This is a genomic window from Kribbella pittospori (genome assembly GCF_004331465.1).
Taxonomy (GTDB): Bacteria; Actinomycetota; Actinomycetes; order Propionibacteriales; family Kribbellaceae; genus Kribbella; species Kribbella pittospori.
Map to the genome: position 1 here is coordinate 65345 of NZ_SJKB01000007.1, position 13433 is coordinate 78777.

A 13433-nucleotide genomic window follows, 5' to 3' on the forward strand; every position below is an offset into this window, starting at 1 on the left:
GAGCGTATGGACGTCGGAGTCGACGTTGGCACCACTGTCACCAAGGCTGTCGCTTTCGACGACGACGGACGGCCGGTAGCCGAGGCTTCCCGGCCGACCAGGCTGGTCCGGCCGGCGATCGGGCGGTTCGAGCACGAGACCGCCGAGATCGTTGCCTCGGTCAACGAGGTGGTCGGTGAGCTGGCCGGCACGGTGGGCGACCGCCCCGGCGTCTTGGCGATCACCGCTCAGGGCGACGGCCTCTGGCTCGTCGACGCGGACGGTACGGCGGTCCGCCCGGCGATCTCCTGGCTGGACGCGCGCAGCAGCGCGATCCTCGACAGCTGGACCGACGACGGCGTGGCCGAACGCGTCTTCCGCCGTTCCGGCAACCGGATGTTCCCCGGCGCCTCCGGGCCGCTGCTGGCCGCGGTCCACACCGAGGAGCCCGACGTCATCGCCCGCGCCGGGACAGCGGCGTACTGCAAGGACGTCGTGATGCAACAGCTCACCGGCGTCCGCGCGACGGACGTGTCGGATGCCTCCGCGCCCTTCCTCGACCCCCGCACGAACCAGTACGACGAGGAAGCCCTGAAGGCCACCGGTCTCTCTGAGCTGAGCCATCTGCTCGCGCCGGTCGAGCCCGCCGGACCGGTCGGCGAACTACGCGACAACTCCACCGGCATGGCCCGCGGCACCAGGGTCTCCGCCGGACCGTACGATCTCCCAGCCGCAGCAGCCGGCGCCGGCGTTCAAGAGCCCGGCGATGCCTTACTTACTGTCGGTACGACGCTCGCCTGCCAGGTCGTGACGCGAGAGCTCCCCATTGACGGCGAACCGGCAGGGCTGTTCCTCGGCACCTGGACCCCCGGCGTCTGGCTACGCGCGATGCCCGCGATGGTCGGCACCGCCGCGCTCGACCGAGTCCTCGCACTCGTCGGCGCCGGCACGGATCAGCTGCCGGGTTTCCTCGCCGAGAGCCCGGTCGGCGCCAAAGGCGTCACCGTGCTGCCTTACCTGTCCGAGGCCGGCGAGCGCGCGCCGTTCGTCGACACCCGCGCGCGAGGCACGATCGACGGGATCTCGCTGTCCACGACCACGGCGGACCTGGTGCGCGCAACCTGCGAAGGCATCGCGTACGCCGCCCGGCACTGTCTCGAGGCAGCCGGATGGAGCGGCCGCGTCACGGTGTGCGGTGGTGGTGCGCGAAGTACTGAATGGACGCAGATCCTCGCCGACGTGCTGAATGCGCCGCTGCACACGGCCGAGGCCGAGCAGGTCGCGGCCCGGGGTGCCGTGATCTGCGCCCGGCGTGCGGTCGATCCGGACAGCGCTGGCGGCTGGGTCGCCGAGACCCGTCAGGTCGATCCCGATTCCGCCCGCGCCGCGTTCTACGCCGAGGGGTACGCCCACTACCTGCGCCGGATCGAGGCAGCCCGCCCGCGCTGGTCTGACCCAGCACCAACCTTCACCTCAGGAGTTCGATGAGAACCATCAAGACATTGCTTGCCGGCGACCACTTCGTGCGCAACGACCTGCTCGCCACAGCATTGTCCTCCGTCCAGAACGTCACGTTCGACTTCCGTGAGGTCACACTGCCCTGGCCGCTGACGCCGTACGGGCGGGTGGCCGAGGTGGACGAGGCGAGCGACGCCGAGGATCAGCTGATCGCGGCGCTGCCCGGGGTCGAGATCGCGGTCACCCAGATGGGCCCGTTCACCGAGCGAGTGCTGGAAGCCGCGCCGGATCTGCGCTTTCTGGTCGTCTGTCGTGGCGGCCCGGTGAACGTGAACGTGCCCGCGGCCACCAAGCGCGGCATCATCGTGGCCGCCACCCCCGGCCGCAACGCGGTCGCCGCCGCCGAGCACGCGGTCGCGATGATGATGGGTGCCCTGCGCAACCTTCCGAGGTTGCAACGGACGCTGGAGCAAGGCGAGTGGCGCAGCGACCTCTATGCGTACGACGAGTGTGGCCTTGAACTGGACGGGGCCACGGTCGGTCTCGTCGGGTACGGCGCGATCGGGCAACGTGTCGCTCGGGTGATGCTTGCCTTCGGCGCCGAAGTACTCGTGGTCGACCCGGCGATCGATCCGGCCAAGGCGCCGGCCGGTGTCGAAGTGGTCGAGTTGAACGACCTGCTGCGGCGGTCGGACGTGGTGAGCCTGCACGCACGGCTGACCGATCAGACCCGCGGCATGATCGGTGCCGACCAGATTGCCCTGATGCCGCGAGGCGCCGTACTCGTGAACACAGCGCGTGGTGGGTTGCTCGACTACGACGCGACGGTGGATGCGCTGGAGTCCGGTCAGCTCGGTGCGGCCGCCTTCGATGTGTTCCCGGTTGAGCCGGTGCCGGCCGGTGCACGACTACTGACGGCACCGAACGTAGTCATGACGCCACACCTCGCCGGTGCGACCAAGCAAACCGCCCTCCGCGCAGGCTCAATCGCCGCCGAAGCCGTCGCGGCGTACCTCGCCGGGAACGACCCCGCAGGACTGGTCTCGGCGTAGTTAGGGAACTGGAAGCACCATGCAACTCGTAACATCCACCACCTGGACCGAGCTCGTGTTGCTGCTGGTCGCGTTCGTGCTGTCGATGGTCATCGGCATCGAGCGGCAGTTGCAGCAGAAGAGCGCGGGGATGCGCACGCACACCCTGGTCGGCACCGGGGCTGCTCTGTTCACGCTGGTCTCCGGCTTCGGCTTCGACGCCGTCCTGGGGACCGAGGTCAACCTCGATCCGTCGAGGATCGCGGCGCAGGTCGTCTCCGGCGTCGGATTCCTCGGCGCCGGGGTGATCTTCATGCGCCGCGACGTGGTCCGCGGGCTGACCACCGCCGCGACGATCTGGATGACGGCCGCGATCGGAATGGCTTGTGGCGCAGGGATGCCGGTGCTGGCCGTGGCCGCGACCCTGCTGCATCTGGTCGCGGTCGGGCCCTTCGGCCGGCTCGGCCGCTTCCTGCCGTCGCCGGACCGCCGCCGCATCGTGACCGTTCGCTACGAGGACGGTTCCGGCGTACTGCGGGCGATCCTGTCGACCGCGACGTCGATGGGTTTCGAGGCCTCGGTGCTCGGAACCGACGTGCACCGGGAGGCCGGCCGGCCGCAGGTACGGGCGTCGATGCGGTTCACCGGCCGGCCCCCGTTGCAGAATCTGGTGCTGGCCCTGGACGACCTCGACGGCGTCACCGGTGTCCGTCTGCGGGAGGAAGTCGACGACTGAGTTGCCTGATCGTTGTGAAGTCCGTGAGAAAATCACATAGATTCTCTATACGTCACCATAGAACGATGATAATTTCACGGCGTGCTTAACACTCCGCCCCTCACAGAGCTGCAGACGCTGGCCGTCGGTCTGGCCGCTGCGGCCGGCGAGGAGTTGCTGGCGCGCCAACCAGGTCTATCCATTGATGCCGTCGGTGTCGAGACCAAGTCCTCGGCCAGTGACCCGGTCAGCGCCGCGGACCGCGCCTCCGAGAAGCTGATCACCGACGGCCTCACCGCGGCGCGGCCCGGTGACGGCCTGCTCGGCGAGGAGGGTGCCGCGCGGGCCTCGGAGACCGGTCTGACCTGGGTGATCGACCCGCTGGACGGGACCGTCAACTACCTCTACGGCCGCCTCGACTGGTGTGTCTCCATCGCGGTCGAGGACGAGGCCGGCGCACTGGTCGGCGTGGTTCACCAGCCGCGCACGGGCATCACCTGGTCCGCGATCCGCGGCGAGGGCGCGTGGCGCGACGACTTCCGCGAATGTGCACCGCGCGACGTGGTCCCGCTCGGCCCGCCGCGTGACGTCGTACTGGCGTCGGCCCTGGTGAGCACCGGCTTCTCGTACCTTCCCGAGCGTCGCGCCGAACAGGCCGACCACCTGCTGCGCGTGCTGCCCGCCGTACGGGATGTGCGCCGCGGCGGATCGGCCGCCCTCGACCTGTGCTCGGTCGCCGACGGTACGGCGGACGCCTATTACGAGCACCTCATTCAGCCCTGGGACATCGCCGCCGGCGCCCTGATCGCCCGCGAAGCGGGTGCACAGACGACCGGCGGACCCGGGACCGCACTACCGCATGGCATCCTCGCGGCCGAGCCCTCCCTGGCCGCCGCACTGATCGAACTGTTAGCCCCGTCAACCCCGAGGAGGCCGGTGTGACCGCACTGGACCTGCCGGTCCGGACCCATCCGGACGAACGCGTTCTGGCCGGCGACGCCGACAACCACCGCCGCCGCAGACGCCGCCGCGAGTACGGCCTGTTCGCGCTGCTGGTGGCGCCGAACCTGATCGTGATCGCGGTCTTCGCGTACTGGCCGATCATCTACAACGCGTTCCTCAGCCTGACCGACTGGAACATGATCGCGGCCCGGCCGACGTTCGTTGGGCTGGCCAACTACGCCCGTACGCTGAGCGATCCGGCGTTCCACAAGACGCTGTGGATCACGCTCGTGTTCACCGGGCTGATCGTGGTCGGCAGCCTGGTGATCGGCCTCGCGCTAGCGTTCCTGTTCAACCTGCCGCTGAAGGGCCGGGGCGCGGTCCGGACGATGGCGTTCGCGCCGCACGTGCTGTCCGGTGCCGCGGTCGCCACCATCTGGGCGTTCATGTTCGACCCCGGCTACGGCCTGCTGCGAGCACTGATCGAACCGCTCGGTGCCGAGCCGCCGGACTGGATGAACAGCTCCGACTGGGCGCTGCCGGGACTCGTCATCGTCTACCTGTGGAAGAACGTCGGGTTCGCCGCACTGATCTACCTGGCCGGCCTGCAGGGTCTGCCGAAGGATCTGGACGAGGCGGCCGCGATCGACGGCGCGAGCACCTGGACGAGGTTCTGGGCGATCAAGCTGCCGTTGCTTGCCCCGATCACCTTCTTCCTGCTGATCACCACGGTGATCGGCACCTTCCAGGCGTTCGACGTGATCGCGGTGATGACCGGTGGTGGCCCTGGTGATGCCACCACGACGCTGAGCTGGTCGATCTACAACGAAGGCTTCAAGGCGTTCAACGCGGGCCGCGCGGCGACGCTGTCGATCATCATGTTCGTCATCCTGCTGGTCGTCACCACCGTCCAGGCCCGGGTGATGGAGAGGCGGGTGCACTACCGATGAAGGCACGTGCGATCCAGTACGTCGTACTGGTCGGGGTGGCGGCCGTGTTCCTCGGCCCGCTCTACTGGCTGATCAGTACGACGGTGAAGCAGCCGACCGAGATCTACCAGTGGCCGCCGTCGTGGTGGCCGGACCACTTCACCTGGGAGAACTTCAAGCTGGCCTGGGAAGCGGCGCCGTTCGACCGGTTCTTCCTGAACTCGACGATCACGACGGTGCTCGGCACCCTGCTCAAGGTGACGAACGCGGTGCTGACGGCGTACGCGTTCGCGTACCTGCGGTTCCCGTTCAAGAAGGTGCTGTTCTTCGGGGTGCTCGGCGCGATGATGGTGCCGGGACACGTGACGCTGCTGCCGAACTACCTGACGGTGGCGACGCTGGGATGGATCAACACCTATGCGGGTCTGATCATCCCGGGCATCGGATCGGCGTTCGCGACGTTCTTGATGCGCCAGCACTTCCTCACCCTGCCGACCGAGGTGACGGATGCGGCCGCGGTCGACGGGGCCGGGCATCTGCGGACCCTGTGGCGCGTCGTACTGCCGATGTCGCGGCCGATGCTGGTCACGGTCGTGGTGATCACCGCGGTGGAGGAGTGGAACAACTTCGTCTGGCCGCTGATCGTGACGAACTCGGCCTCGATGCGGACGCTGCCGATCGGCCTGCTGATCCTGAAGACCGAAGAGGGCGTGGCGAGCTGGGGCACCATCATGGCCGGCACCTTGATGATGCTGGCGCCGATGCTGGTGATCTTCCTCATCGCGCAGCGCTACATCGTCGGCGGGCTCACCCAAGGAGCGTTGAAGGGATGACGATGCGACGCAGAATGTTCTTGGGACTTGCCGCCGGTACGACCCTCGCGGGCTGCGGCTATCGGTCGGTCGACGCGGAGTACTCGCAGCCGCCGGGCGCGGTGCCGGCGAAGTACGGCAACCGGGTCCGGGTCGTGTTCTGGACGTCGTACGGCGGTGCGAACGGCAAGGCGGTCGACAAGCTCGTTGCCAAGTTCAACGACTCCCAGCAGGACGTGTTCGTCGAGGTGCAGTTCCAGGGCAGCTACGACGACGTCGCCCAGAAGGTCGCCGCGGCGCTGGTCGCCAAGCAGGCACCGGACCTGGCCATCCTGTCCGACGTGACCTGGGAGCGGTTCTTCCTGAACGACGCACTGGAGCCGCTGAACAGTTACTTCACCGACGGGTTCGGCCCGGCCGTCTTCCAGCAGAAGCTCTTCGGCGAGTACGTCGTGAAGGGTCAGAGCTGGGCGGTTCCGTTCGCCCGCAGTACGCCGATCCTCTACTACAACAAGGACGCCTTCGCGAAGGCCGGCCTGCCGGATCGCGCGCCGCGGACCTGGAGCGAGCTGCGGTCCTGGGGACCGGAGCTGTCGAAGGTGCAGTCCGGCGGACGCTCACTGCGTACGCTCGCGCTCGCCAAGGTCGACGGCGACTGGCAGTTCCAGGGCAACGTCTGGCAGTTCGGCGGCGCGTACTCCAAGGGCCTCGACGTCACGATCGACCAGGACGGTGCCGTCGCGGCCGGCGAGTGGCAGCGGCAGATGGTGCACGTGGACAAGCTGGCCTACATGGCCCACAGCCCGAGCACCGACTTCGCCAACGGGCTGGTCGCGATGATGCAGGAATCGACCGGTGGCCTGAAGAGCATGACCAGTAAGGCGAAGTTTCCCGTCGGCGCCGGCTTCATCCCATCCGAGGTCGCGTCCGGGCTGGCCACCGGCGGAGGCGGCATCGGGATGATGCGCAACATCTCCACCGAGCGCAAGCAGGCCGCCGCGACGTTCCTGACCTTCCTCGCCCTGCCGGAGAACTCCGCCTTCTGGACCACACAGACCGGCTACCTGCCGGTGGTGAACGCGGCCCGGGAGAACCCGGATCTGAAGAAGCTGATCGCCGAGCAGCCGAACTTCGGCGTCGCGATCGCGCAGCTCACCAACGCCCGGCAGCAGGACGCCATCCGGCTCTACGGCCGGAACGCGAACGTCGCGATCTACACCGGGCTGCAGCAGATCTACGCCGACAACACAGCGGTGAAGAAGGTGTTCGGCTCGGTCGCCAAGCGGCTCGAGGCGATCGGCGACGAGGTCAAGCGACTCTACGAGGAGAAAGTTCTGTGATCATCACCGGCCACCGCGGCGCACTCGGCACCGAACCCGAGAACACGCTGCGGTCCTTCCGGCGCGCGGTCGTCGACGGCTGCGACGAGATCGAGCTGGACCTGCGGGTCACGGCCGACGGGGAGCTCGTGATCATGCACGACGCCACCGTCGACCGGACGACGTCGGGGTCCGGCGAGGTCGCCGCGATGTCGTACGACGAGGTGCGGTCGCTCGACGCCGGTCTCGGTGAAGTGGTGCCGACCTGGGCCGAGACGGTCGCCGAGATCGGCGTCCGCTTTCAGGCCGAGGTGAAGGCGGTGGACGCCATACCGCTGCTGGTCGAGTCGCTGCAGGCGGATCCGTCGCTGGCGGCGCGGACGATGGTCACGTCGTTCCATCCGGAGATCCTGCTCGCGGTACGGCGCGCGTTGCCGACCGCGTCGACCGGCCGGATCTTCGGGCGTACTCCCGCGATCTCCGACGTACTCATGCTGACGAAGGAGGCCGAGGCAGGTGCGGCGCTCTGCGGGATCGCCGGCCTGACCGCGGACGGTGTGGCGGAGCTCCAGGCCACGGGGCTGGAGGTCACCGCCTGGCCGGTACCGGACCAGGACACCCTGGTCCGGGCAGCCGCCCTAGCCGTCAACGGCATCACCACAGACAACCCCCACCTCCTGCACCGCGTGGGATAGCGGACCGCTACCCCACCTCCTGCAGCCGGTGGGGTAGCGGACCGCCAGGCCATCACATGTGTTCCATCTCGCCACCCCGCAGCGCGCCTCACCTGCGGTCCTGCGCATTGTGATGGCCTGGCGGTCCGGACCACACTTCCAACGTCCGCACCTCTTCACAGGGCGCGTGGGCTGGATCAGACATTCCAGCGTCTGCACCGTCCCCGCATCCCCGCGGGGCGCGTGGTCCGGATCAGGCATTCGAGCGTCCGCACCCTCCTCGCGTCCCCGCAGGGTGGGTGGGCTGGATCAGGCATTCCAGCGTCCGCACCCTCCTCGCCTCCCGCAGGGCGGGTGGGCTGGATCAGGCATTCCAGCGTCCGCACCCTCCTCGCCTCCCGCAGGGCGCGTGGTCTGGATCACACATTCCAACGTCTGAATTTGTTCTTCCGTGGAAGAAAAATGTGTGATTGCCTATCCGCATGGGATTCAGCATCGGTGTGGTCGGCGCCGGCCAGTTCGCCCCTTCGTTCCTGCGGCTGTGGTCCGCGCACCCGGACGTGTCCGACGTGCGACTGACCGACGTACTGCCCGAACGGACCGCTGAGATGGCGGCCAAGCAGGGTGTCTCGATCACCTACCAGTCGTTCGAGGAGATGCTCGCCTCCGACGTGGACGCGGTCGCGATCTTCACCCAGCGGTGGCTGCACGGTGAGATGGCGATCCGCGCGCTCGAGGCCGGCAAGCACGTCTACTCGACCGTGCCGATGGCGATCGAGGCGGACCAGATCGCGCGCATCATCGAGCTGGTGAAGGAGACCGGCCTGACCTACATGATGGGCGAAACCAGCTTCTACTACCCCTCGTCGGTGTACTGCCGGCAGAAGCTCGCCAACGGTGAGTTCGGCCGCGTCTTCTACTGCGAAGGCGACTACGTCCACGACATGGACCTCGGCTTCTACGCCGCGTACCAGTACAGCGGCGGCGAAGACTGGAAGAAGACCGCGTCGTTCCCGCCCATGCTCTACCCGACGCATGCCGTCGGCAACGTTCTCTCGGTGACCGGCCAGCACGCCACGCACGTGTCCTGCATCGGTGTGAAGGACGACCGCGGCGACGGCGTCTTCGACAAAGACGTCAGCCAGTTCGACAACGACTTCAGCAACGCGACTGCCCTGTTCAAGCTGGCCGACGGCGGCGTGATGCGGACGAACGAGATGCGCCGCGTCGGCTATCCGTCGCACATCCGTGAGTCGCGGCTGCGGGTCTTCGGCACCGAGGGCAGCTTCGAGCAGCTCGCCACCACCACGGTCTGGCAGACCAAGGAGGGCGTCGAGGACATCAGCCAACTGATGGAGACGAAGCCGAGCAGCTCGATGGACGACGCCGACCTGGCGAACGTCGACCCGGCACTACGCGACGCATTCCGCTCCGGCCTGTCGCCGGTACACGACCGCAGCCGGCTGCCCGCCGAGTTCGACGGCATGCACAACGGCCACGAGGGCTCCCACCACTTCCTCGCCGACGACTTCGTCCGCGCGGTCGCCGACAAGACCCTCCCGCCGGTGAACGCCTGGGTCGCTGCCCGCTACACCCTCCCCGGCATCTACGCCCATCAGTCGGCCCTACAGGGCGGCGTACAACTAGAGATCCCCGACCACGGAGACGCTCCCGTCTAACCGGGTGTGGTGCGGGAACACCAGGTGTGGTGGGGGACCCCCCGCGTGCTCCCGCTCCTGCGCTGCGACCGCTTCGCGCGCCTGGGGACCCCACGCGTGCTCCCGCGGCGGCTCCTTCGTCGCGACCGCTTCGCGCGCTCCCACCCACCCCCGGCTCATCGCCGGTGCGATGCTTGCCGGCTGCCGCCCGGGCGGTGTGGATTCCTGCCGGCTGCCGCCGGCGGTTCGCGGCCTTATCGCCCAAGATGCCGCTGTGTGCGGGCTCATCGCCCGACTTGCCGGCTGCCACCGGCGGTGTGTGGGCTTGTCGCCCACGTCGCCACTGTTCTCTCGCGGGGAGCTCCTTCGGGAGCACACGGGTGGGCGAGCCCCCGTGTGCTGCCGCGGCAGCTCCTTCCACCGAGCACACGGATGGGAAGCCCCGCGGGCCGCGCCGCAACTCTGCAGGTGCGCACAGCGAGCCCTTCGGACAGCGTCACCGGTCGACGAACTCACACACGGGCGCGACCCGCTCCCGGGCCTAGGCCGTGTTGCTGAAAGGACTTGGTGAGCCGGGCGCACCCCAGTTTTCGCCATCGAGTGCCGTCTCACGGCATGGACCACGCCTCCCGCCTGCGACAGTGCGGACGTGTCCATCTCGCCGCGTAGCCTGTTGGCTCGTGTTGCTGTCCGTGACGTCAACGCGCGCACTGACGGTTACCCGTTCGATCCGAAGGACAGAGCTGTGCCTGACCGACCTGAGATTGTGTGCATCTGCGGCTCCACCCGGTTCGTGGACGAGATGCGCGCGGCGAACCGCGACTTGACCTTTGCAGGCGTCATCGTCGTCGCGCCAGGCGTCTTCCGGCGCGCCGAGGATCACGAAGCAAACGAGGTGATCACCAACGAGCAGAAGACCGCGTTGGGCGCCCTCCACCTGCGCAAGATCGACCTGGCTGACCGCGTTCTGGTCGTCAACCCCGGCGGGTATATCGGCGAGTCCACGAGCCGGGAGATCGCATACGCCCGCGCCACCGGCAAGCCGATCTCGTTCACCGATCCCGTCTGATCAGTCGACGCTTCGTGGTGCGCGGGCAACGGGTCTCGGTCCATCACCTGGCGTGTTGCCAGAGGGGCTTTGATGTCGCCGGGCGCACGGATGCCCCTGCCTAGAGGTAGTTGCTGAGTTCGATCAGGTTCTGGTCGGGGTCGCGTAGATAGACGCTCAAGATCGGGCCGGTCGCACCCGTACGCTCGACCGGGCCTTCCTCAACCTCGACGCCGTGAGCGATCAGCTCCGCGTGTACCTGCTCGATCGGGTCGTCCACGATGAAACACAGATCGGCGGTGCCGGACCCCGGATGCTGCGCCTTGGGCTCGAACTCGTGTCCGACCTGATGCAGGTTGATCTTGCTCGTTCCGAAGCCGAGTGCCCGCCGCCCGCCTTTGAACGTGATCGGTTCCATCCCCAGCACGCGCCGGTAGAAGTCCACCGTCACATCCAGATCGGCCACCGTCAGGACCAGGTGATCCAGTCGATTCACCTTCATACCCCCACCCTATTTGTAGGATCCGGTATGGCTCTGGACTTGTTCGCCGGGATCTCGGTCAGTGACTACGCGGCCGCGGTCGACTGGTACACGAAGCTGCTGGGGGCGCCACCGAGCTTCCTGCCGAACGACATCGAGGCGGTCTGGGAGGTCGGCGAACACCAGTACCTCTACATCGAGGTCGTCCCCGAGCACGCCGGCCACGCTCAGCACACCCTCTTCGTCGAGGACTTCGAAGCCCGCATCCAGGCAATCTCCGAGCGCGGCATCGAACCCGCCAAACGCGAGACCTACGAGAACGGCGTCCGCCACGTCACCTACTTCGACCCAGAGGGCAACGAGATCTCGTACGGCGGCGCCCCGGTGGAGTAATCAGCCCGGGGGACTGGAGTTTCTCGACAACATGCGAGCGCGAGGACTCGTCCAACCCGTGCGCCCGAGGAACAGCCTGTGCGAGAGCACGCAAACCGCGGGAGCACGCGTGGGGGACCTTCCCTCAGGGTTCGTGATCCGCGCGGTGGCGGACCAGGTCGGGAAGGAAGTTCTCCAGATTGCCGATCTCCTCGATGTGGTGACGGATCCAGGCCGCGAGCTTCGGAGCCGGAAACGCGCGGTTGTGCGCCACGCTGTTGAAGACCAAAGACCCCAGCAGCGTGCTGTCGCCCAGCGTCAACCGAGTCGTGTAGCGACTGCCGCCGTGGTACGGCTCGAACTCGTTCTCTAACCGGACGATCGACGTACCGAGGACGCGTTTGGAGATGATCGCAACCTGCTGGTCGACTGTTTCGACCGCGACCTGGAGATCGATCAGCTTCTCGGGGTCGCGGCCCAATGCCTCCTTGATATGCAGCCGCGCGCCGGGTGCGACCACGTGCCCAGGGGTGGTCAGCTCGTACGAGATGTGGTCCAGCGGGTGCCAGACGAGGTACCGCGGCCAGGTGGCACCGGCGTACCGCATCGTCCCCGGGACGTGGCCGTACCACCAGGCGAGCATCTCCGGTGTCACCTGGTCGAGCGGCGCGTGCCGGATCGTGACGACGGTTTGCCCGCCGTCGGGCGACGTCGACACCTGCGCCGACTCCGTGGGCCGCAACGGCCACAGAACAGGCCGCGGAGCAGGGAGTTCCACAGCATCCATCTCCCCGTCGTGCCCTAACCCCACCACCCCAAACCCTCAGTCTCGAACCGAGATCCGATCCAGCAAATCCCACGGCAGAACACGTACGTCGACCGCCGTCCGCCCCTCGAGCTCGGCCCGCAACAACCGGTGGATCCCATCGAGGATCGTCACCCGTCCGTCCGGTCGGCGTACGGTGTCCAGCGGGTGGCTCAGGTCGGCCGCCATCGTCCGGTCGTACTGCGCCCGATAGACCACTGGATCGGCCGCGACCTGGTGCGGAGTGACCTGGAACGGCCGGCCGTCATACGCCCAGAACGGCAGATCGAGATGCCCGGCGAGCTCACCGAGCGGAACGCGACGGGTCGGCAGTTCCAGCTGGTGGAGAAGCGAGAGGTCCCAGTGGAAGTCGAGGATGTACGACGACAGCTCGGGTGGGACCTGATCCGCCAGGGGGAAGGGACGGCGGGTCACTCGTAGATCTTGCGCAACCGCAGTGTCATCGAGTTCTCGATGTGTTGAGTCATGGCGGATTCGGCGGCGGTGGAGTTGCCGGAGGTGATGGCGTCGACCAGCGTGCGGTGTTCGGTGAGGACCTCGGGGCCGATGTCCCGGTCGTAGTGGAGGCGGAAGATGTGCAGGTGGCAGTGGGTGCGCTCGAACGCGAGCCGGACCTGCTCGCTGCCGGACAGCCCCGCGATCAGCGAGTGGAAGCGGTTGTCGTGCGCGGTCAGCGACTTGTAGCCGGCGTAGTCGACCGACGTCGGTTCGACCGCGTTCGCCAGTTCGGTTCGCAGCCGGTCGCGGCCGTGGTCGTCGATCAGTTCGGCCGCCCGCCGGGCCGCCCACGGCTCCAGCAGTAGCCGGAACCGGTACAGGTCGTCGAACTCCTCCAGCGTGAGCAGCGGCGTCGCGCGATACCCCTTGAGCGGCTCCTTGACCGCCAGCCCCTCCGACTCGAGCCGGGCCAGCGCCTCCCGCACCGGCGTCGACGACACCTGGAACTCCCGCGCCAGCCCGTCGATCGAGATCCGGGCGCCGGGCCGGATGACGTGGTCCATCAGCATCGTCTTGATCGCCTCGTACACGTCGTCGGCGAGCATCTGCCGCCGGAGCAGCCGCCGGTCCTGCGGCGCCACGGTCCCGAGGGTGGGTTCCGTCATCGGCTCTCTCCGGATCCTGGTCGCGGTCTTGACCCGGCCGGTCGTCTTCGGCAGGGTGGCACTGTAATCATGCATCATGCACGATT

15 protein-coding genes are annotated in these 13433 nt (G+C 67.8%); 11 read left to right on the forward strand and 4 right to left on the reverse strand.

Annotated features, from left to right (window positions below):
* The first annotated feature begins 6 nt into the window (after positions 1-6).
* The 10 genes from E0H73_RS22375 to E0H73_RS22420 all read left to right on the forward strand — a co-directional run bounded on the left by E0H73_RS22375 (position 7) and on the right by E0H73_RS22420 (position 10586).
* Positions 7-1467 (forward strand): FGGY family carbohydrate kinase, encoded by a 1461-nt coding sequence (locus E0H73_RS22375; RefSeq protein WP_131359677.1) that lies wholly within the window; start codon positions 7-9, stop codon positions 1465-1467.
* Positions 1464-2489: a 2-hydroxyacid dehydrogenase gene (locus E0H73_RS22380; RefSeq protein ID WP_131359679.1), complete on the forward strand. Its 1026-nt coding sequence runs from the start codon at positions 1464-1466 to the stop codon at positions 2487-2489. Before E0H73_RS22375 ends, E0H73_RS22380 begins: the two co-directional genes overlap by 4 nt.
* Before the next feature lie 19 nt (positions 2490-2508).
* Positions 2509-3204: an MgtC/SapB family protein gene (locus E0H73_RS22385; RefSeq protein WP_131359680.1), complete on the forward strand. Its 696-nt coding sequence runs from the start codon at positions 2509-2511 to the stop codon at positions 3202-3204.
* 81 nt (positions 3205-3285) lie between these two features.
* Positions 3286-4125, forward strand: coding sequence for an inositol monophosphatase family protein (locus E0H73_RS22390; RefSeq protein ID WP_131359682.1), 840 nt, complete (start codon positions 3286-3288; stop codon positions 4123-4125).
* The gene (locus E0H73_RS22395; RefSeq protein ID WP_238164169.1) at positions 4122-5075 is read left to right on the forward strand and encodes a carbohydrate ABC transporter permease; all 954 of its coding nucleotides are present in this window, start codon (positions 4122-4124) and stop codon (positions 5073-5075) included. The genes E0H73_RS22390 and E0H73_RS22395 overlap by 4 nt, the downstream gene beginning before the upstream one ends.
* Positions 5072-5887, forward strand: coding sequence for a carbohydrate ABC transporter permease (locus E0H73_RS22400; RefSeq protein ID WP_131359684.1), 816 nt, complete (start codon positions 5072-5074; stop codon positions 5885-5887). Before E0H73_RS22395 ends, E0H73_RS22400 begins: the two co-directional genes overlap by 4 nt.
* On the forward strand, positions 5884-7206 hold the full coding sequence (locus E0H73_RS22405) for an ABC transporter substrate-binding protein (RefSeq protein WP_131359686.1): 1323 nt from the start codon (positions 5884-5886) through the stop codon (positions 7204-7206). The genes E0H73_RS22400 and E0H73_RS22405 overlap by 4 nt, the downstream gene beginning before the upstream one ends.
* Complete coding sequence (locus tag E0H73_RS22410; protein WP_131359688.1) at positions 7203-7880, forward strand: glycerophosphodiester phosphodiesterase; 678 nt, start codon at positions 7203-7205, stop codon at positions 7878-7880. The genes E0H73_RS22405 and E0H73_RS22410 overlap by 4 nt, the downstream gene beginning before the upstream one ends.
* 461 nt (positions 7881-8341) lie before the next feature.
* Positions 8342-9538: a Gfo/Idh/MocA family protein gene (locus E0H73_RS22415; protein ID WP_131359690.1), complete on the forward strand. Its 1197-nt coding sequence runs from the start codon at positions 8342-8344 to the stop codon at positions 9536-9538.
* A 724-nt stretch (positions 9539-10262) separates the two neighbouring features.
* Positions 10263-10586: a hypothetical protein gene (locus E0H73_RS22420; RefSeq protein ID WP_131359692.1), complete on the forward strand. Its 324-nt coding sequence runs from the start codon at positions 10263-10265 to the stop codon at positions 10584-10586.
* 100 nt (positions 10587-10686) lie between these two features.
* On the opposite strand, the gene E0H73_RS22425 is transcribed toward E0H73_RS22420, so the two are convergent.
* The gene (locus E0H73_RS22425) at positions 10687-11067 is read right to left on the reverse strand and encodes a VOC family protein (RefSeq protein WP_131359694.1); all 381 of its coding nucleotides are present in this window, start codon (positions 11065-11067) and stop codon (positions 10687-10689) included.
* Positions 11068-11094: 27 nt separating this feature from the next.
* Here E0H73_RS22425 and E0H73_RS22430 point away from each other — a divergent pair, with 27 nt between their 5' ends.
* On the forward strand, positions 11095-11439 hold the full coding sequence (locus E0H73_RS22430; RefSeq protein WP_131359696.1) for a VOC family protein: 345 nt from the start codon (positions 11095-11097) through the stop codon (positions 11437-11439).
* A gap of 124 nt (positions 11440-11563) precedes the next feature.
* Here E0H73_RS22430 and E0H73_RS22435 read toward each other — a convergent pair whose 3' ends face one another.
* The 3 genes from E0H73_RS22435 to E0H73_RS22445 are packed head-to-tail and all read right to left on the reverse strand — an operon-like array spanning position 11564 to position 13422.
* Positions 11564-12196 (reverse strand): DAPG hydrolase family protein, encoded by a 633-nt coding sequence (locus tag E0H73_RS22435; RefSeq protein WP_131359698.1) that lies wholly within the window; start codon positions 12194-12196, stop codon positions 11564-11566.
* 45 nt (positions 12197-12241) lie between these two features.
* The gene (locus E0H73_RS22440; protein WP_131359700.1) at positions 12242-12658 is read right to left on the reverse strand and encodes a ParB N-terminal domain-containing protein; all 417 of its coding nucleotides are present in this window, start codon (positions 12656-12658) and stop codon (positions 12242-12244) included.
* Positions 12655-13422: a GntR family transcriptional regulator gene (locus E0H73_RS22445; RefSeq protein ID WP_238164170.1), complete on the reverse strand. Its 768-nt coding sequence runs from the start codon at positions 13420-13422 to the stop codon at positions 12655-12657. Before E0H73_RS22445 ends, E0H73_RS22440 begins: the two co-directional genes overlap by 4 nt.
* Positions 13423-13433: the final 11 nt, after the last annotated feature.

Coding starts and splice junctions, on each gene's coding strand:
- E0H73_RS22375 (WP_131359677.1), top strand. CDS start 7: ATGGACGTCGGAGTCGACGTTGGCACCACTGTCACCAAGGCTGTCGCT.
- E0H73_RS22380 (WP_131359679.1), top strand. CDS start 1,464: ATGAGAACCATCAAGACATTGCTTGCCGGCGACCACTTCGTGCGCAAC.
- E0H73_RS22385 (WP_131359680.1), top strand. CDS start 2,509: ATGCAACTCGTAACATCCACCACCTGGACCGAGCTCGTGTTGCTGCTG.
- E0H73_RS22400 (WP_131359684.1), top strand. CDS start 5,072: ATGAAGGCACGTGCGATCCAGTACGTCGTACTGGTCGGGGTGGCGGCC.
- E0H73_RS22405 (WP_131359686.1), top strand. CDS start 5,884: ATGACGATGCGACGCAGAATGTTCTTGGGACTTGCCGCCGGTACGACC.
- E0H73_RS22415 (WP_131359690.1), top strand. CDS start 8,342: ATGGGATTCAGCATCGGTGTGGTCGGCGCCGGCCAGTTCGCCCCTTCG.
- E0H73_RS22425 (WP_131359694.1), bottom strand. CDS start 11,067: ATGAAGGTGAATCGACTGGATCACCTGGTCCTGACGGTGGCCGATCTG.
- E0H73_RS22430 (WP_131359696.1), top strand. CDS start 11,095: ATGGCTCTGGACTTGTTCGCCGGGATCTCGGTCAGTGACTACGCGGCC.
- E0H73_RS22445 (WP_238164170.1), bottom strand. CDS start 13,422: ATGCATGATTACAGTGCCACCCTGCCGAAGACGACCGGCCGGGTCAAG.